This is a genomic window from Corynebacterium faecale (genome assembly GCF_030408735.1).
GTDB lineage: Bacteria > Actinomycetota > Actinomycetes > Mycobacteriales > Mycobacteriaceae > Corynebacterium > Corynebacterium faecale.
Genome location: NZ_CP047204.1, coordinates 415,930 through 433,238, shown reverse-complemented (window position 1 = coordinate 433,238; position 17,309 = coordinate 415,930). Strand labels below are relative to the sequence as shown.

At 62.1% G+C, this 17,309-nt stretch carries 19 protein-coding genes and 1 tRNA gene; 10 read left to right on the top strand and 10 right to left on the bottom strand.

Going from position 1 to position 17,309, the window contains the following annotated elements; translation table 11 throughout:
- Positions 1-112: 112 nt before the first annotated feature.
- Positions 113-195 (bottom strand) — tRNA-Tyr (locus tag CFAEC_RS01975).
- Positions 196-326: 131 nt separating this feature from the next.
- Entirely contained in the window at positions 327-1,379 is a 1,053-nt protein-coding gene (locus CFAEC_RS01970; RefSeq protein ID WP_290278314.1) for a polyprenyl synthetase family protein, read from the bottom strand.
- 151 nt (positions 1,380-1,530) lie between these two features.
- Here CFAEC_RS01970 and CFAEC_RS01965 point away from each other — a divergent pair, with 151 nt between their 5' ends.
- Positions 1,531-2,826 (top strand): geranylgeranyl reductase family protein, encoded by a 1,296-nt coding sequence (locus CFAEC_RS01965; RefSeq protein ID WP_290278312.1) that lies wholly within the window; start codon positions 1,531-1,533, stop codon positions 2,824-2,826.
- Positions 2,827-2,841: 15 nt separating this feature from the next.
- On the opposite strand, the gene CFAEC_RS01960 is transcribed toward CFAEC_RS01965, so the two are convergent.
- The 5 genes from CFAEC_RS01960 to CFAEC_RS01940 form a co-directional block, all read right to left on the bottom strand.
- The gene (locus CFAEC_RS01960) at positions 2,842-3,534 is read right to left on the bottom strand and encodes a demethylmenaquinone methyltransferase (RefSeq protein ID WP_290278310.1); all 693 of its coding nucleotides are present in this window, start codon (positions 3,532-3,534) and stop codon (positions 2,842-2,844) included.
- A gap of 45 nt (positions 3,535-3,579) precedes the next feature.
- Positions 3,580-4,809, bottom strand: coding sequence for a glycosyltransferase family 4 protein (locus tag CFAEC_RS01955; protein WP_290278309.1), 1,230 nt, complete (start codon positions 4,807-4,809; stop codon positions 3,580-3,582).
- A 101-nt stretch (positions 4,810-4,910) separates the two neighbouring features.
- Positions 4,911-5,348 carry a DUF3592 domain-containing protein gene (locus CFAEC_RS01950; protein WP_290278308.1) on the bottom strand — a complete coding sequence of 146 codons (438 nt, stop codon included), beginning with the start codon at positions 5,346-5,348 and terminating at the stop codon, positions 4,911-4,913.
- The gene (gene menD / locus CFAEC_RS01945) at positions 5,349-6,980 is read right to left on the bottom strand and encodes a 2-succinyl-5-enolpyruvyl-6-hydroxy-3-cyclohexene-1-carboxylic-acid synthase (protein WP_290278307.1); all 1,632 of its coding nucleotides are present in this window, start codon (positions 6,978-6,980) and stop codon (positions 5,349-5,351) included.
- Between the two features lie 10 nt (positions 6,981-6,990).
- Positions 6,991-8,007, bottom strand: coding sequence for an o-succinylbenzoate synthase (locus tag CFAEC_RS01940; RefSeq protein WP_290278305.1), 1,017 nt, complete (start codon positions 8,005-8,007; stop codon positions 6,991-6,993).
- Positions 8,008-8,191: 184 nt separating this feature from the next.
- Between CFAEC_RS01940 and CFAEC_RS01935 the strand changes: the two genes are divergently transcribed.
- The 6 genes from CFAEC_RS01935 to menE all read left to right on the top strand — a co-directional run bounded on the left by CFAEC_RS01935 (position 8,192) and on the right by menE (position 13,574).
- The gene (locus tag CFAEC_RS01935; protein ID WP_290278303.1) at positions 8,192-8,500 is read left to right on the top strand and encodes a 4a-hydroxytetrahydrobiopterin dehydratase; all 309 of its coding nucleotides are present in this window, start codon (positions 8,192-8,194) and stop codon (positions 8,498-8,500) included.
- Between the two features lie 207 nt (positions 8,501-8,707).
- Positions 8,708-9,667, top strand: coding sequence for a 1,4-dihydroxy-2-naphthoyl-CoA synthase (locus CFAEC_RS01930; protein ID WP_290278302.1), 960 nt, complete (start codon positions 8,708-8,710; stop codon positions 9,665-9,667).
- A 407-nt stretch (positions 9,668-10,074) separates the two neighbouring features.
- Complete coding sequence (locus CFAEC_RS01925) at positions 10,075-11,361, top strand: inorganic phosphate transporter (protein WP_290278301.1); 1,287 nt, start codon at positions 10,075-10,077, stop codon at positions 11,359-11,361.
- The gene (locus tag CFAEC_RS01920) at positions 11,362-11,649 is read left to right on the top strand and encodes a hypothetical protein (protein WP_290278300.1); all 288 of its coding nucleotides are present in this window, start codon (positions 11,362-11,364) and stop codon (positions 11,647-11,649) included.
- Between the two features lie 243 nt (positions 11,650-11,892).
- Positions 11,893-12,333, top strand: a complete 441-nt coding sequence (locus CFAEC_RS01915; protein ID WP_290278299.1) for a DoxX family protein — start codon at positions 11,893-11,895, stop codon at positions 12,331-12,333.
- A 110-nt stretch (positions 12,334-12,443) separates the two neighbouring features.
- Positions 12,444-13,574 carry an o-succinylbenzoate--CoA ligase gene (gene menE / locus CFAEC_RS01910; RefSeq protein ID WP_290278297.1) on the top strand — a complete coding sequence of 377 codons (1,131 nt, stop codon included), beginning with the start codon at positions 12,444-12,446 and terminating at the stop codon, positions 13,572-13,574.
- 2 nt (positions 13,575-13,576) lie between these two features.
- Here the strand turns inward: menE and CFAEC_RS01905 are convergent, their stop codons facing one another.
- Positions 13,577-14,443, bottom strand: coding sequence for a glycosyltransferase (locus CFAEC_RS01905; RefSeq protein ID WP_290278295.1), 867 nt, complete (start codon positions 14,441-14,443; stop codon positions 13,577-13,579).
- A 198-nt stretch (positions 14,444-14,641) separates the two neighbouring features.
- Between CFAEC_RS01905 and CFAEC_RS01900 the strand changes: the two genes are divergently transcribed.
- Entirely contained in the window at positions 14,642-15,541 is a 900-nt protein-coding gene (locus CFAEC_RS01900) for a 1,4-dihydroxy-2-naphthoate polyprenyltransferase (protein ID WP_290278294.1), read from the top strand.
- Positions 15,542-15,623: 82 nt separating this feature from the next.
- Here the strand turns inward: CFAEC_RS01900 and CFAEC_RS01895 are convergent, their stop codons facing one another.
- Complete coding sequence (locus tag CFAEC_RS01895; protein WP_290278293.1) at positions 15,624-15,953, bottom strand: DUF4229 domain-containing protein; 330 nt, start codon at positions 15,951-15,953, stop codon at positions 15,624-15,626.
- 107 nt (positions 15,954-16,060) lie between these two features.
- Here CFAEC_RS01895 and CFAEC_RS01890 point away from each other — a divergent pair, with 107 nt between their 5' ends.
- Both CFAEC_RS01890 and CFAEC_RS01885 read left to right on the top strand, forming a co-directional pair.
- Positions 16,061-16,369 carry a hypothetical protein gene (locus CFAEC_RS01890; RefSeq protein WP_290278292.1) on the top strand — a complete coding sequence of 103 codons (309 nt, stop codon included), beginning with the start codon at positions 16,061-16,063 and terminating at the stop codon, positions 16,367-16,369.
- A 53-nt stretch (positions 16,370-16,422) separates the two neighbouring features.
- Entirely contained in the window at positions 16,423-16,776 is a 354-nt protein-coding gene (locus CFAEC_RS01885; RefSeq protein ID WP_290278291.1) for an ArsR/SmtB family transcription factor, read from the top strand.
- A 171-nt stretch (positions 16,777-16,947) separates the two neighbouring features.
- Here the strand turns inward: CFAEC_RS01885 and CFAEC_RS01880 are convergent, their stop codons facing one another.
- Positions 16,948-17,244, bottom strand: a complete 297-nt coding sequence (locus CFAEC_RS01880) for a cupin domain-containing protein (RefSeq protein ID WP_290278290.1) — start codon at positions 17,242-17,244, stop codon at positions 16,948-16,950.
- Positions 17,245-17,309: the final 65 nt, after the last annotated feature.

The window sequence follows — 17,309 nt, the reverse complement described above, 5'->3', positions numbered from 1 at the left end:
ATGTACGTTCCCTCCGCCCACGCCCCGTAACCGCCGAACCCACCCCTGAGTCCGTCAGGCTTCCGGGAACACAAAAACACCCACCGAAAATTAATTCGGTGGGTGTTATTTGTGCCAGATGTAGGATTCGAACCTACGTAGGCGCAAGCCGACGGATTTACAGTCCGCTCCCATTGGCCGCTCGGGCAATCTGGCATGCACCGCTTGGTGCGCTACATACTCTACTATGACACACCATCGTTTATACAAATCAGCTGGTCAAGCAGGTGAAAAAGAGGGATCGATGGAGCAGGTTCGACCGCCCCACCGCACCACGCGGAAAGGAACTAACCCACGCGCCTGACGGTGAATACGGCAAGTTCACGCAGGGCGTCCTTGACAGAGTTGTCGGGTAAGCGGTCCAGTTCGGTGTTGGCGATATCCATGTAGTGGTGGACATCAGCCAGGGCTGCCTGACGCCCACCGGACTTCGCCAGGAGGGTCAGGACATGGTCAACGGTCTGATCGTCTTCCACGGGACCGGTGAGGACGCTGCGCAGTTCGGCACCCACCTCTGTGTCTTCACGCATGGCGTAGAGGACGGGCAGGGTGAACACACCTTCGCGCAGATCAGTGCCCGGGGTCTTTCCGGATTCATCGGTGTCGGAGAAGATATCGATGATGTCGTCCACAATCTGGAAGATCATGCCCACCGCTGCACCGAATTTTTTCAGCGCATCCACGTGTTCCGGGGTGGCATCGGCATGCAGTGAACCCAGGAATCCTGCGGAGGCGATGAGCACGCCGGTCTTCTCGCGGATCACTTCCATGTAGTGATCGATGGGGTCTCCCCCGCGTGCACCGACGGTTTCACGCATCTGGCCGGTGACCAGCTCACCGAAGGTTTCCGCGAAGTGCGCAACGGTCTCCACACCGAGCTGGCTCATCAACCGGGAGGCGTGGGCAAGGAGAATATCGCCGGCGAGGATGGCCACGGAGTTGTCCCAGCGGGCATTCGCGCTGGGCACACCACGTCGCATGGTGGCTTCATCCATCACATCGTCATGGTAGAGCGTGGCCAGGTGGGTGATCTCGACCACCGCAGCTGCCTTCACCACCTGCTCGGTCAGTGGTTTCTCACCGAACTCTGAGGCCAGGAGGGCGAACATGGGACGAAAACGCTTACCGCCAGCCCTGGTGAGGTGCATGACTTTGTCCACGAGGAAGTCCTCCCCTGTGGATAGTTCTTCACGTAGGGTGTTCTCCACCTGCTGCATCGCATTGTTGATCCGTGCGGTCAGCGCTGGATCACCAAATTCGACCTGAGTTGCGTCGTTACCTGACGCACCTTCTTTTCCGAGCCCGTGGGAACGGGTTGGAACGGTTCGGCCGCTACTCATTCATCGCTACCTTTGGTGATCTGAGTGGTTTCTCCCCAGTTTGTGCGGTTCGAAACCATGAAATGGACGTTGAAGCTTTTTGTTCAACCGTAGTCCACAGCAGGCATCTGAAGCACCCTGGGGTGGCTTTCACCCGTTGCCTCCTGCGACAATGTATCGCGTGTCTGTTACTTCTGGTGTGTCCTCTTCCGGTTCCGTTGCTTTTGATGTTCTGGTCATCGGTGCCGGCCCCTCAGGCTCGGCGGCGGCGGCCTATGCTGCCCGCCTGGGGTTGTCAACGTTGCTTATCGACGCCGCCACGTTCCCCCGCGACAAGACCTGCGGCGACGGACTCACGCCCCGGGCCATCCACCAGCTCAACAAGCTGGGTCTGGGCGAGCAGGTCACGTCCGACTATTCCAACCGCGGACTGAAGCTACACGGCTTTGGTGGCTCCGTGGAGGCACCCTGGCCGGACTCTCCCTTCGGCACCCAGGGGTCCGCGATGCCCCGCGCGGGTTTCGATAATCTCCTCTTCGAGTTCGCCCAGTCCCACCCCGAGGTGACCACCTGGGAGAATGCCACCGCCGAGACCCCTGTATTCACCGGCTCCCGCCTGAGCGCCGTGGAGGTGAATCACCGGGGACAGACCCACACGGTCAAAGCTGGACATGTCATCGTCGCTGATGGGGTGCGTTCCACCTTCGGTAAGAAACTTGGCCGTATCTGGCATCGCAATGAGGTCTATGGCATTGCCGCCCGGTCCTACTGCGCATCCCCGCAGTCCGATGAGCCCTGGATCCATTCCCACCTCGAATTACGTGATGAGGAGGGCACTGTCCAGCCAGGTTATGGCTGGATCTTCCCACTGGGTGACGGCACCGTGAATCTGGGCTGCGGCGCCTTGTCCACCGACCAGCGCCCCGCCCGGGTTAATACCAAGAAATTGTTGAGCTTCTACGCCTCCCAGCAGCGGGAGGAGTGGCAGCTCGGCCCCGAGGAGGATGTCGCCTCCGCTTTGCTGCCGATGGGCGGAGCGGTGTCCAATGTTGCGGGACCGAACTGGATGCTCATCGGCGATTCCGCCGCGTGTGTCAACCCGCTCAACGGCGAAGGTATTGATTATGGCCTGGAGACAGCCGAACTTGCCGTGGAACTGATCGGGGCCCATCCCCGCCGTGATCTCACACTCGTGTGGCCCCATGTGCTGAAAACCCATTATGGCGAGGCCTTCATGCTGGCGCGTACCGCAGCACGCCTGTTGACCTACCCGGCGTTTCTTCCCGCCATGGGTCCCCTGGCGTTCCGCGGCCCACTCCGTAAGGCGGTCATGCCGGCGGCGGCCCGTCTGATGGGCAATCTCATCACGGATGGGGATAGGGATATTCTCGCCCGCGGCTGGCGGCTGGCAGGCAGTACCGTGACCGCTGCCCGCCGGGGTTCACCGCTGTGGAACTCCACCGTCTAGCACACCCCTGGTCTCTCAGACCGAGGGTTTGATGGCTGAGTGCATGGCCACGATGCCGAAGGTGAGGTTCTGCCACCCGCAGTCGGACCAGCCGTTGGCATTGATCTCCTGAGCCAGTTCCTCCTGGTCTGGCCAGGCACGGATGGATTCCGCGAGGTAGATATAGGCCTCTGGGTTGGAGGAGACCACGCGTGCCACATTCGGCAGCAGTCTCATGAGGTATTCCTTGTACAGGGTGCCGAACACGGGGATCAGCGGGGTGGAGAACTCCGCCACGGTGAGCCGTCCACCAGGTTTGGTCACCCGCGCCATCTCACGGAGCCCGGCGCGGAAATCATTGATGTTGCGCAGTCCGTAGGAGATGGTCACCGCGTCGAAGGTGTTGTCGGCAAAGGGCAGCTGCATGCCGTCGCCGACCACTTTGGGAACATCGCGGTCGTGTCCTGCCGCGAGCATGCCCTGGGAGAAATCACAGGCCACGCACCAGGCACCGGATTTAGCCAGTTCCTCCGTGGAGACAGCCGTGCCGGCGGCGAGGTCTAAGACCTTCTCCCCCGGCTTGAGGTTGAGGCGCTCGCGGGTGCGTCTGCGCCACACGCGGTCCTGACCGAAGGACAGCACCGTGTTGGTGAGGTCGTATTTGTCTCCGACGTCATCGAACATCGATGCAACGTCGAACGGATCCTTGTCTAGAGATGCCTTAGCCACGTTGAACAGTGTATGCCACCACCGGGATCATGCACCCAGGGTGTCTCAGGCATCAATGCGGATCTTGGAGTCGGCGCGGACCCCCAGCATTCGAGCCACCCACTGTGGCATCCTGGCCACTTCGGCATTGGGGCCGAAGAAGGTCAGTGGGATGCGGCGGGATAGTTCCACCACATCGGTGTAGTGCTGGAACAGCTGCTCGCACAGTGCGTTCCAACTCTTGTTCTTCACGCCTTCACGTGCGGCCTGGCGCATGGTGTCATGGCGGGTGTTATCCAGAATCCATTCAGCTGCGGCCGGGAGGGTCTCGCGGAAATCAATCACGTCCAGGAGCAGTCCGTTGACGCCTTCCTCGATGAGATCGATCGGGCCGCCGGCCCGTGGTCCGATGGTGGGCACACCGGAGGCCTGCGCCTCCTGGATCGCCTGGCAGAAGGTCTCGAATTCACCGGGGTGGACGAACAGGTCCAGCGATGCGTAGGTCCGCGCCAGTTCCTCCCCACCGAGGGCACCGGTGAAGATGGCGTCCGGCATCTTCACCTGCAGGTACTTGGCTTCTGGCCCGTCGCCGACGATGACCAGCTGGATATCATCCCGACCAGACAGGCTGATCAGGCGTTCCACACCCTTCTCAGAGGCGAGGCGGCCGACGAAGCCGACGACCTTCTTCTGTCCGGTGGGATCCCAGGAGCGTCGCAGTTCGGTGGAGCGCTTGGATGGGTGAAAACGCTCGGAGTCCACACCACGTGCCCAGTGGAAGATGTCATTCACGCCGTGGTCACGGAGTTCATCAATGCTCATGGAGGATGGTGCGAGGGTGCGCTGGCAGGTGTTGTGGACGGTTCGGATCCACTCCCAGCTGGCGGCGGCGAGAGGTGCCAGGTGGTAGCGCTGGGAGAAGCCGGCGACATCGGTCTGGTAGATCGCGATGGCGGGGATGCGCAACTGGCGGGCGGCGAAGGCCGCGGCTCCTCCGAGAACGAAGGGTGAGGCCAGATGGATGATGTCCGGGTTGTAGTCACGCAGGACTGTGGTGACAGATGGCAGGGGGATACCGATGGGCAGGGAGTCAATCAGTGGGACGCGGACGGTGGGGACCCGGACGATCTCAAATCCCAGGTACTCGCCGATCTCTTCTTCGAATTCCCTGGCCCCCGGAGCAATGACCAGAGCTTCATGGCCGTTCTCAGCCAGATATTCCAAAACCCGGAGTACCGAGTTGGTGACTCCGTTGACGTTGGGAAGGAATGACTCTGCAACGATTGCTACACGCATGGGTCTCATTATCTCCATATCAGGCCGTCGGGTCGATGAACCCCACATGGCTTTATCGAGAACTTTGTTTAATTCTTGGGCTAAACGGGGTGAACTTAGTGTTAAACAGCATTCCGGGTCTTGGTTCTTCCACCGATGAAGCCGACCGCAACCCATAATAGTCCGGCGATCACGGTGGCGACAGCCCCCACACTCAAGGCGGGGATGATGGCGAGTGTCCATTCGCGGCCTTCAACCTTCACCAGGTCAGGTGAGGTGCGGGCGTAGTTGACCCATACGCGCTGCCCCTCCCCCAGGCCCGTTGGATACAGCAACCCGGTCGCGGGCGAATGGAAAATGCCGTTCTCGTCCTGGAAATCCACGGTGGTGCGGAAACTACCCACATCGGTGACCTGCGCCAATGCGCGACCGGGGTCTGCGGCGATGCTGCGGTCATTGAGGAACGGTCCGATCACCATCGCGCTGCATCCCAGAAGAGCCGATATATACAGGGCGATCACGAGCTGGTACGCGCGACGCCGGATCCTGTCCCACTCCACCTAGCGGACCTTTGAGGTCAGGGCACGTTGCAGCTCCCGACGGGTGTCCCGGGCCGTGCACGCCTCAATGACGGTGAAGCCGGATACCTCCGTGGTGTCCACGAGCGCGGTGATCAGATCCGGCAGGTTGCCCACCTGCCGGTAGTCCACGCCATAAGCGTCACACAGCGCGGCGATGTCCACATCATGAGGGGTGCCGAAGGCACGCTCGAAGCTGGTTCTCAGGCCGGGGGCGCCGGTCTCCAGCAATTCGAAGATGCCACCGCCGTTGTCATTGGACACCACGATGGTGAGGTTCTCCGGCCGGGGTTCATCGGGGCCGATGAGCAACCCGCCGGCATCATGGAGGAAGGCCAGATCGCCGAGCAGGGCCACGGTGCGCGGGGCGCGGATCTCATCGGGGTGCCGGGACTGCACGGCCAGTGCGGTGCCCACGGCCTGCGCCACCGAACCGTCGATACCCGCCGTGCCGCGCGGGGAGAACACGTCCACGCCGTCGAACGGAAGCCCCGCGATGCTCAGATCACGGATGGGGTTGGACGCCGCACAAAACACCGTGTCACCGGTGCCCAGGGTGTCAGCAACAGCGGCCGCGACATGCAGACCGGTGAAGCCGTGGGCATCATCGCCTAAGACCTCACGCACCCCTTCAGCAGCCAGGTCAGAAGCGGCATCGCAGATCTTCAGCCACTGTTTCTGCTGCGCACCGGTTGCCTTCACACGGGTGCCCACCTGGTCGGCGTGACGGCCTGGATCGGTGATCACATCGGTGCGGGAGAGCACCGTGAGCTTGATGCCCGGATCGGTCATCAGCTTGAGCACGCCACGGTGCAGGGTGGGGTGCCCCACCACGATCACGTGATCCGGGCGGGTGTTGACCACATACCCCTCCGCGGACACCTGTTCCTTGATCAGCACCTCGGCCGCCAGCGGATGTACGGGGCGGTACGGCACGGGCGCGGTCGGCTCCGCGATGGTGGGCACCTCGGCCAGCGCCTCAATCTCCCAGGCCTCATCACCGGCGATCACCAACGTGTTCTCGGCCAGATCCACGGACACCTCACCATGATCCAACCAACGCTGCTCCCACACCGGAGGGCGGCGCTCTCCGTGGCGCTCCGGCAGCTCAGGGCTCACCAGCGGCATATCCAGCGCCACGTTGATATGACGTGGGCTTTGCGACGTTCCACCCGCCAGCGCCTCAGCGATGCGCTCAACATCAGCGGTGGTGGCGACCGAAACGGTCGGTGCCAGGGCACCGAAGATGTCAGTCTGGGTGATCGTCTGGCTGGAACCGGTGCCCACCAGCTGTGCAGGGCGGTCAGCGGAGACCACGATCAGGGGGATATGCGCGTGGGCCGCCTCCGTGACCGCCGGGAGGCAGTTGGACACGGCGGTGCCTGAGGTCATGATCACCGGCACCGGGCGGCGCTGGATGCGCGCCAACCCCAGGGCGAGGAACGCGGCGCTGCGCTCGTCGATACGCACATGCACACGCAGATCATCGCGCGAGAGCACCTCGAGGGACAACGGCGAGTTCCGTGAACCCGGGCAGAGCACCACGTCAGTGATGTGCGGGCTCAGGGATTCGATGACGTCACTGGCTAGTTTTTGGGCAGGCGTGCTGGACATGCCCCACAGTCTAGATCGCCGTCAGGACAGAATAGGATTCACGCACCCGGTTGAACCACCAGTCACGCCTGTCCGCGGTGGCGGCGAGGGTATCCAGGCGGTCCCGCTCCGGGGTGATGACGGTGGTGTCCATGAATCCGTCAACGATGCGGTGGGGAGCCGCCACATCCTCGATGAAGAACTGGGAGGTGGCCAGGCCGGCGGCTGCGGGGGCGACATCGATGAGGTCGTCGTCGTCAAGCTTCGGCAGAGCCGCAACCGCCGCAAGGCCGGCGTTCATGCCCACCACCGTATCCAGCGCACTGGCCACCGTGATGTCCATGGTGCGCGCGCGGAGGTGCGCCGCCACCTCCAGCACCCGGCGCACCCCACCGAGCGGTGCAACCTTGACCACGGCCACGTCGGCGGCGCGCAGGTCCGCCACCCGGTAGGGATCGTCGGAGCGCCGGATCGACTCATCTGCAGCCACCCGGGCGAAGATGCCCCTGCGCTGCAGGGTCGCGCGCACCTCCGCGAGCTCCTCCACCGTGGCGCAGGGCTGTTCCAGATAATCCAACGGGCCGAGCTGCTGAGCGGCCTCCAGCGCCTGTTCCACTGACCAGCCGGTGTTGGCATCCACCCTGATCACCGCGCCGGGGCGGGCATCACGCACCGCATTCACACGGGCGATGTCATCGGCGAGGGTCTGACCCTTCTCCGCCACCTTGACCTTGATGGTGCGGCAACCCGGGAACCTGTCCAGCACCGCTGCCACCTCATGCGCCGGCACCGCCGGGATGGTGGCGTTGACCTCAACATGGCTGCGCAGGGCTTCCGGGAACCCCTGCCAGGCGGCTTCAATTCCGGAGGCCAGCCAGGCACTGGATTCCGCCGCATCATATTCCAGGAAGGGGGCGAACTCGCCCCACCCGGCGGGCCCCTCGATCAGCAGTGCCTCGCGGGTGGTCACCCCCCGGAAGGTCACGTTCATGGGCAGGGACACCACATGGGCGCGCTCGAGGATCTCATCAACGGTGGGAAGGCTCATGGGAACCAAGCTTAGGTGGGAGGCCCCCTGCCGGCGGGGTTGACCTCGCCGCTCAGCTGTTGATCACCTGTCGGGATAAGGGATTGAGGCCTGGCGGTAGGACATGAACGACCAATAACGATTTCATAATATTGTGGCTGCCACGGGTGCTGAACCCGGATCAGGTGATGCACCATGGGGAGCTATGAATACACCACAGGACCGAGTCAACATGCAGCAGATCCACCAGTCCGGCCTGGGCTGGTCAACAGTGGGCAAGACCATCGTCGGCACTTTTGAGAGCGCCGACTTCGCCACCGGCCTGAAGTTTGTCAACCTCATTGGTGCCTCCGCGGAAGCAGCCAACCACCACCCTGATATCGAACTGACCTACTCATCTGTCAAGGTGACCCTGACCAGCCATGATGTGGGCGATATCACCGAACGTGACCTCAAACTGGCCGAGGAGATCAACGACCACGCCTCCAGCCTGGGCATCAAACACAACTCTTAAGCAGCCCCAGGCTGCACGTCTCCGCAGCCCCGCACAGGCAGTGAAGCTGCCAGGTCACCGACACCCCCACAGTGCGCACCGTTAACGCGATGCGCGGTGGGGGTTGTCTGCTGCTTTCCTTCCCTCATGCAGCAGCCAGAGCTGGTGTGCGAGGGAGCGGCCAGGCACGTGCCCGGGGGAAATGTGGTGCCCACCTAAGCTGTAGTCATGAACACCTACAGCACTGATAATCCCTTCGATTCCTCCCAGTGGGCCACGGTTCCCGGCTTCGAAGACTTCACCGACATCACCTACCACCGCCACGTGGGCACCACCCGCGCCGACGGCACCGTCCGCATCGCCTTCGACCGCCCCGAGGTACGCAATGCCTTCCGTCCCCACACCGTGGATGAGCTGTACCGCGCCCTTGATCACGCACGCCGCACCCCTGATGTGGGCACCATCCTGCTCACCGGCAACGGCCCCAGCGAGAAGGACGGCGGCTGGGCATTCTGCTCCGGTGGTGACCAACGCATCCGTGGCCGCTCCGGTTATCAGTACGCCTCCAGCCATGACTCCGATGATGCCCATGCCGATTCCTCCACCGTGGATGCCGCACGCACCAAGGTCGAGGGTGGCCGTCTCCACATCCTTGAGGTGCAGCGCCTGATCCGCACCATGCCGAAGGTGGTCATCGCGGTGGTCAACGGTTGGGCCGCCGGTGGCGGACACTCCCTCCATGTGGTCTGTGACCTGACCATCGCCTCCCGCCAGGAAGCCCGCTTCAAGCAGACCGATGCCGACGTGGGATCCTTCGATGCCGGTTATGGCTCCGCCTACCTGGCCAAGATGGTGGGCCAGAAATATGCCCGCGAGATCTTCTTCCTCGGACGTACCTACGATGCCGAACGCATGCAGCAGATGGGTGCGGTGAATATCGTCGCCGACCACGGCTTGTTGGAAGACGAAGCCATCCAGGTCGCCCGCGAGATCAACACCAAATCCCCCACCGCCCAGCGCATGCTGAAATTCGCCTTCAACCTCACCGACGACGGACTGATGGGACAGCAGGTCTTCGCCGGCGAGGCCACACGGTTGGCGTACATGACCGATGAGGCCGTCGAGGGCAAGGAGTCCTTCCTGGAAAAGCGTGATCCGGACTGGTCGGAGTTCCCCTACTACTACTAAGGCTTGGGTGTGGGGCCTGGACCTGGACTTGGAACCACCTGTATCAGTCCCCGGCACCAGAACGCCGCAGCGCAGGCCTATGCGGGCCTGCGTCGGCTTGCGCAGGCCCGAGCGTTCGAACATCCACCCCACATACCCACCCTCACCAAAAGAATTAACCAAGAATTCATCTGTATGGTTCTCAAATAACATTTGGATAGGGTTCACGGCGTTTCTGCGCTGTACTTCAAAACGTGACAGCAAAAGCGCATGTCAAAGCTTGGCTATTACCAACCATCATGCGAAACCCAGTACACACCCCTGCCCCAAAACGGGGCTAGGCACTGTACCCTAGCTAACACTCTCCCAGCTCAGAACCGTTTTCGGGATTAATAGAATATGTCCGAAATGTTGCATACTTCTATCCCGTGACCGAGTTGATAATTCTGCTGATCGTGATCGTGACGGCACTCGCCTTCGATTTCACGAATGGATTCCACGACACCGGCAATGCCATGGCCACGTCCATCGCAACCGGCGCCCTCAAGCCCAAAGTGGCTGTAACCCTGTCCGCAGTGCTCAACCTCGTTGGCGCATTCCTCTCCGTTGAGGTTGCCGCCACCGTGGCCAGAGGCATTGTGGACCTTGACCAATTCGACCTCTCCAACCCCTGGGATTCACACCAACTGCTCCTGGTGGTATTCGCAGGTCTCATCGGTGCCATTCTCTGGAACCTGCTGACCTGGCTGCTGGGTATCCCCTCAAGCTCCTCCCATGCACTATTCGGTGGCCTCATCGGCGCTGCGATCGCCTCCCTCGGCTTCGGAGGTGTGGTGTGGGATGGAGTTCTGGCCAAGATGATCCTGCCCGCACTGGCAGCGCCCGTGGTTGCTGGACTGGTGGCCGCCATCGGCACCTTCGCGGTCTACGCACTGACCAAGACCGTCGCCGAGAAAGACAAGAACCGCTACTTCCGCTGGGGCCAGATCGGCTCCGCCTCCCTGGTTTCCCTGGCGCATGGAACCAACGATGCCCAGAAGACAATGGGCGTCATCTTCCTGGCTCTGGTGGCCACCGGCAATGTGGGCACGGATGCTGACATCCCCTTCTGGGTGAAGGCTTCCTGTGCCTTCTTCATTGCCTTCGGCACCTACCTGGGTGGTTGGCGTGTCATCCGCACCCTGGGCAAGGGGCTCGTGGAGATCGATTCCCCCCAGGGCATGGCCGCCGAGACCTCCTCCGCAGCTATCATCCTCACCTCCTCCCACTTCGGCATGGCACTGTCCACCACCCACGTGGCCACTGGCTCCATCATGGGCACCGGAATCGGCCGCTCCGGGGCATCGGTTCGCTGGTCTGTCGCTGGTCGCATGGCGCTTGCCTGGCTGATCACCCTGCCGATGTCCGCTCTGGTGGGCATCATCTGCTGGTGGATCGCACACGGCATCGGCATGTTCACCTCGGATCTGCTGGGTGTCCTGGTTGCCTTCGCCATCCTGATCGGGCTGTCCGCCTATATGTGGCTCTACTCCCGCAGGGATCCCATCGACCCGAGCAATGTCAATGAGGATTGGGATGAGGAATCCAACGGGGTGACCCCTGCCAAGAAGCAGGCAGCTGTTGACGTATCCGGCATTCCAGTCGCTTCCCACCCACTGGAGGTTGACGCATCCGCGGTCACCAGCCGGAACACCACCATCGAAGGGACCAAGTAGATGAACTTCAGCAATCTTTTCGGCAGCCTGGTGGATGTCACCCTGGTGGGGCTCCTACTGGGAGCCGGCCTGCCTGCATTGTTCGCTCTGGGTATCCGCCTGGCGCATGGCCCCTCCGCCGTGACCGCCGATGGCACCGTCACCCACCATGCCAGCCCCTTCGGCAAAGCGGCGGCCACCATATGTTTCGGCATCATCATCATGTCCGTGGCGGTGGGCATTCTCTGGGTAACCAAGTCCACAATCCACCAGTACTTCAGCTGGGACATCTTCGGCACCGAGGTATAAGCCCTTGGCGGGGATCCCGCATCAACTCTCATTCACGTCTGATTGGTGGCCGCGCAGCCCCTCAGATGGCCAACCCTGGCCGGGGAACATTTCCTTCGGCCAGGGTTTTTCCTGTCCCGAATGAGGGCGCACGTAGGAAAGTCGGCCAATCAGGCAGGCCCCCTCGGCGCCTAAATAATCCCACCACCAGCACAAACCCCAAATAGTTGACACGGCAAGCAATTGCCCGTAACTTTGTTGCCTATGTCAACAACTAAGGAAATCGCCCTGCTCATCTCCCGCGTCCTGCTGGGTGTCATTCTCATCGCCCACGGCTGGGATAAGTTCGCCATCACCGGCCTGGAAGGCATCACCGGATTCTTCGACTCCATCGGTGTCCCCGCAGCCAGCATCGCCGCTCCTGCTGTCGGCGCCATCGAGCTCATCGGCGGCATCATGATCCTCCTCGGCGCGTTCACCCGCATCGTGGCCATCATCGTCGCCCTGGTCATGCTCGGCGCAGCCGTCTTCGCCCACATCAGCTTCGGCATCTTCGCTGCCAACGGTGGCTGGGAGCTGGTCGGTGCCATCGGTGCCGGCATGCTCGCCTTCGCCGCCGTCGGCGCCGGCGCGTGGAGCGTCGACGCGCTGCTGGCCAAGAACAAGGCCTCACACACCACCGACCGCGAGCTCGTCAACGCCTAATACGAACACCGGAAAACCCGGAAGCAACCCTTCCGTTCAACGACACCGATCACGCCCGTCCCACGGCGCCTGATCGGTGTTGTCCTGTCTTCCCACTACACTTTTCAACCATGAACACCCGCATCCTCGAACCGTTGCCTATTGACCCCGCCAATCCCGTGGCCATACTCAGCGACCTCGAGGATGCCATCGCAGGCAGGCGCACCTTCCTCCCGATCCCCGCCCGGGACCGCCCGCGCGCCCAGCTGCTCCGGGAGTCACAGCGCGCAGGCCAACCGATTGATCCGCACATCGCGTTGGTCATGGCCACGTCCGGATCCACCGGCACCCCCAAGGGGGCGCAGCTGACCCCCGGCAATCTGGTCAGCTCCGCCGACGCCACACACCAGTACCTCGGCGGCGAAGGCCAGTGGTTGCTCGCCATGCCCGCCCACCACATCGCCGGGATGCAGGTTCTCATCCGCGCGCTCATCGCCGGGGTGGAACCTTTGGCACTCGACCTCAGCGACGGTTTCCACATCCCCGACTTCGCCACCGCCGCCCGGGAACTCCGTGAAACCGATGACCGCGTCTACACCTCCCTCACCCCCATGCAGCTGATCAAAGCCATGGATTCACTGGAGGGCATCGAGGCACTCCGTCTCTTTGACGCCATCCTCGTCGGCGGCGCCGCCACCTCCCGCCAGACACTGGAGGCGGCGGAGGCACTCGAGATCACGGTGGTCACCACCTATGGGTCCTCAGAAACATCCGGCGGCTGCGTCTATGACGGCCAGGCCATCCCCGGCGCCCGCATACGCGTGCGCGATGCCCACATTGAGCTCGGCGGCCCCATGATCGCCGACGGCTACCGCAACGCCCCCAACCACGAGGACTTTGCGGAGCCCGGCTGGTTCCGCACCTCCGACACCGGGACGCTTGTCGACGACCACCTCACCGTCATGGGCCGCCTCGATTCCATGATCGATTCCGGCGGATTGAAACTCCACCCCGAGGTCTTGGAAAAGGCCATCACCGACCTGGAGGGAGTAACCGGCGCCTGCGTCCTGGGCATTCCCGATCAGCGTCTGGGCCAGGCGATCGTGGCGGCATATGCAGGGACCCCCTCCCCAGCCGAAGTTATCCGGGGACTCTCAGACCTGCCCCGCTGGCAGCTACCCAAGCAGCTCAAGCATGTGGAAGCCCTGCCCATGATCGGACCGGGCAAGGTGGACCGTAGGGCGATCACCACGCTGTTCTGACGTCAGTCCTCGACCCGGCTGGCTTCGACCAACCGGGCGATGTCCTCATCGCCGTAGACCCGGGCGATCTGTTCATCATTGCCACCCATGAGAGTATTGCCCACCACCAGCGCCCCAACCTGGGTCGTGGGCACCACCGCGAAGTGCCGGGGCTGGGCATAGACCTGCCGAACCGGATGCCCGGAACGCAGCGCACACACATGCAGCCACACATCATCGGCGCGTTTGCAGGTCTCCAGGAAAACATCACCCTGCTCCACCACATAATCAATGAAGCTCGTCGGGTAGAGCACACCGGAAACACCCGTGGCGAAGTGGAGGAACGAGGCCTCCGAGGTGTCTGCCGCGGTCCATTTGACGTACGGGAGCATCTTTTCGTCGCGAAGCTCAATGCGGTGGGCGCGGTAGGCGACCACCGCATCATTGCGCAGATCGCCGATGAACTGGAGGCGTTGCAGGAACCACTCCGGGTAGATCATGTCATCATCGACCGTGACCACCCGGACACCGGTGCCCTGCACCAGGCGGAAGAGGTTCCAGTATTTGGTGTGTGGTCCGTACATCCCGTCGCTGCACCGGACTTTGAGTCCACGTTTCACCAGACGCCTGATGGTGTCCGGCCACTCAGAGTTGAAATCGGGTTCATCCAACCAGAGCACAATCGGCGCTTTCTGATGCCCCCGGGCGATGGACTCAATGGTGAAATAAGCCTGGTTGAGACGTTTTCCATGAGTGGTGAGCGAAACCACGACATCCCCATCAAAAGGAATCTGCCGACGGGAGAACCTGTTGAGCACCGCCAGGGGAAGCATCCGCAGCAGGGTGAGGAACGTGCTTGCCACCTGCCTGATCACATAACTGATCCACATGGGTTTGCGCGTCACCTCCACTAGCCATCAGATTCCGGGGAATATCCTTACCCAGAACACAATAGCGCCACAGCAGGATTTCCGACCGACCGTGCCGGTGCGGTGCCGGTCACGTCAGCGGTGTATGAGCAGTTCTCCACCGCGCGATCCACCGCCGGTCATTTCGATCAAAGCAGTCGGATGGGGGAAGATGGTGGAATGTCGTCGACCGTTCCACATCAACCCCCTGCAACCCCCGCCCAGTGGTTGGAGGGCGCCCGTCCCCGCACCTGGGCCAACGCCTTCGCCCCCGTATTCGCAGGTTCCGGTGTCGCTGCCCTCCACGGCGGATTCGTCTGGTGGAAAGCCCTACTCGCACTCGTGGTGGCCTGGGCACTGATCATCGGCGTGAACTACGCCAATGACTACTCCGATGGAATCAAGGGAACAGATGAGGACCGCACCGGACCACTACGCCTGACCGGATCCGGAGTGGCCAGGCCCCACCAGGTGAAGCGGGCGGCATTCATCGCCTTCGGTGTGGCAGGCATCGCGGGTCTGGTACTCAGCCTGAGCAGCGCCTGGTGGTTGGTGCTCATCGGGATCTTCTGTGTGCTGGGTGCCTGGTTCTACACCGGTGGCTCCACACCCTATGGATACATGGGATTGGGCGAGGTCGCCGTCTTCGTGTTCTTCGGTCTCGTGGCAGTCCTGGGAACCGAATTCACCCAGACCGGTTCGATCAGCTGGCAGGGTCTGGCCGCCGCCGTGGGTGTGGGATCCATCTCCGCGGGCGTGAACCTGGCCAACAACATCCGCGATATCCCCACCGATGCGCAGGCCGGCAAGATCACCCTCGCGGTTCGCCTCGGTGACCGCGGTGCCCGCAGGCTCTACATGGCACTGGTATCCATGCCGTTTCTGATGTCCCTGGCCCTGGCCACAGCCACACCCTTTGCACTCCTGGGCCTGGTGGCGCTGCCGCTGGTGATCACCGCTGCCCGCCCCATACTCCGGGGAGCGGTGGGCCGGGAGCTCATCCCGGTGATCGGCGGGACAGGCCGGGGCATGGCGGTGTGGGCACTGATCACTGCGGTTACGTTGGCGTTCCTGGGCTAGTAGAGAATGAATGGGGCTGTACGGAGAGCAATATCCATTGCTCTCCGTACAGCCCCATTCATCTGTTCTGGGTCTCGAGCGTCTAACGATCCGCCAGCTCACTCTGCACCCAGGCCTTGTGTGCCTTGCGCTGGGCATCCCACTGGGCCACAGCGGAGGTGGCATTCATGCGCAGGCTGTCAAAGGCCAACATGGATAAGGGGAACGCCACGATCAGCGCCAACATCGCGGAAATCAACAGCGGAACCGGGGAGCTGATCAACAGCGCGATGCCGTGGATGACGGCGGTGAGAACAATGAACAGCAGGATACGTGCAGCTCCATAAATGAAGACATTCCTGCGGGCGGAGCGCTGAACCTTCTGGTCAAGCACTGGGGGCTGGTTGCTGATGGACTCACTCACATCTATCAACCCTACTCAACCGTGTCGCACACTCAAGAATTACGGGACCTGATGCACCGCCTCAACAGCGGTTTTCCGTATTGTAGAGGGGAAACACTACTAGCAGGAGGAGAACGGTGGGACGGCTTCTATTACTACTGCTCATCATCGCAGCTGTTGTACTCATCTGGATGGCCTTCAAGCCATCCACCTGGAAGCGCAACCAGCAGCAGATGGGGGCAACACCGGCACCAAAGCCCATCAAGGGGCCGGACGATGATGAGGAATTCCTCTGGAACATCGAGAAGACCCGTTTCAAGCAGCGTCGCGCACAGGAGGCTGCGCGACAGGAAGAAGAGGAACGGATCAAACGGACCAGGGAGCGCTACCAGGAGCCAGAGAGCACCCCGGAGGCACCCACCGAGGATGAGGATCCCAAGCCTTAATTTTCAAGCACCCTCTGCCCCACTTAGGTTATGCATACCTCTATAGTGAGTGAATGACTTCTGCGATCTCCCTGCCGCCTCGCCCCTCGGGCCAGACGCCCCAGCCGGTGCAGGTTCCCTCCGGTGTTCTTCAGCACACCGAGAAGGCCAGCAGCTTCTTCAAGGCGCTCTCCGATCCAACACGGTTGTCCATCCTCTACATCATCGCCACCCGGGAAGACAACAGGATCAGTTCCAATGCTCTGTCGCAGGCACTGAGCATCTCCGCACCCACGGTGACCCACCATATGAAGAAACTGCTGGGCGCCCAGCTTGTCACCCGTGAGCAGGACGGCAAGTGGGCCTATTACTCCCTGCATGAGGAAAACGCAGACAATGTGGCCAGGATCTTCGACAGCGCGAATTGAGCACGGCCACGATGTCAGATCCCGGTGAGCGTCACTGCTGTTAGACCGGCTTCCCCATGGTGACCGGGGCCCCCTTTCCTGCATAACGTCACAAGAAGTCGGTGAAAACTCCCCCTTTTCACCGACTTCTTGTGACGTTATGCAGGTCCCACCACCCTGCTTCACCGGTGCCTAGCTGGAGAAGGTGAACCGGATACCTTTCGGCATGATGTGCACAGCCGTGAACGCCGGATCCGCCTGCACGGAGTGCCACATGCCTTCCGGAAGAATAAGGGCATCCCCCTGGCCGAGTGTGCGGTTGAAGTCGTCGAAGGCCACGATGCACTGGCCTTCTGTCACGATGAGCGCGGACTCCCGGGACGGCCGGTGCCGCGGCATCATGGCGCTGCCGGTGGCGGACATCTGTTTGGTATCGAAGAGTTCGCCTTCTTCGATCAGCTGGGTGGTGGGTGTGCTGTTTTCTGACATGATGAACCTCCTGGTGTTCTCATGGCCCAGCCTAACCTTGAACGAAAACACAAGGGCGGTCTGAA